This is a genomic window from Bacillus cereus group sp. BfR-BA-01524 (genome assembly GCF_022662595.1).
Classification (GTDB): domain Bacteria; phylum Bacillota; class Bacilli; order Bacillales; family Bacillaceae_G; genus Bacillus_A; species Bacillus_A thuringiensis_S.
On sequence record NZ_JAKUDW010000238.1, the window covers coordinates 1 to 1130 of the forward strand.

The following is a 1130-nucleotide window of genomic DNA, read 5'->3' on the forward strand; positions in this document are numbered from 1 at the left end:
CCTGGTAAGCTTTCTTTCTCTACTAATTTGTACTTTCCTACAGATAAGTCTGAGATTTTTGCTTTACCATTTTTATCTGTTTTTACTTCCGTTACTACTTTGCCTTGCTCATCTTGTACTTCGAAGACTACACCTTCTAATACTTTTTGACTATCTTTATCTACTTTTGTGATTTCTACTGAACCTTTGTCTAACTGTTCATTCTCTACTTTTAATGATAAGACTTCTGTCATACCCTTTTTAATTTCGAATGATACTGGCTCTGTTAATTTTTTGTAGCCTGGTAAATTCTCTACTTCTACTAGTTTGTAACTTCCTACAGATAGATCTGAAATTGTTGCTTTTCCTTCTTTATCTGTTGTTACTTTCGTTACTACTTTGCCTTTTTCATCTTGCACTTCGAATGTTACGCCCGCTAATACTGCGCCACTTTCTTTGTCTACTTTTGTAATTTCTACTGAACCTTTATATAACAGTTCGTTCTCTACTTTCAATGATAAAACTTTCGTCATACCTTTTTTGATTTCGAATGATACTGGTTCCGTTAATTTTTTGTAACCTGGTAAGCTTTCTTTCTCTACTAATTTGTACTTTCCTACAGATAAGTCTGAGATTTTTGCTTTACCATTTTTATCTGTTTTTACTTCCGTTACTACTTTGCCTTGCTCATCTTGTACTTCGAAGACTACGCCTTCTAATACTTTTTGACTATCTTTATCTACTTTTGTAATTTCTACTGAACCTTTGTCTAACTGTTCATTCTCTACTTTTAATGATAAGACTTCTGTCATACCCTTTTTAATTTCGAATGATACTGGCTCTGTTAGCTTTTTGTAGCCTGGTAAGCTCTTCATCTCTACTAATTTGTATTTTCCTACTGATAGATCTGAAACGTTTGCTTTTCCATCTTTATCTGTCGTTACTTCTGTTACTACTTTGCCTTTGTCGTCTTGAACTTCGAAGACTACGCCTTCTAATACTTTTTGACTATCTTTATCTACTTTTGTTACTTCCACATTTCCCTTGTCTAACATTTCGTTTTCTACTGTTAAAGCAAGAGATTTTGTCATGCCTTTTTCAATTTGGAAAGCAATCGGATCTACTAATTGTTTATACCCTTTTGGTGCCTT

The 1130-nt window shown here is 33.5% G+C and carries 1 protein-coding gene; it reads right to left on the reverse strand.

Annotation, left to right across the window (positions count from 1 at the left end):
* Positions 1-1130: MSCRAMM family protein (locus MR170_RS30665; protein WP_276575692.1), on the reverse strand; the 1130-nt coding region annotated here is incomplete at both ends.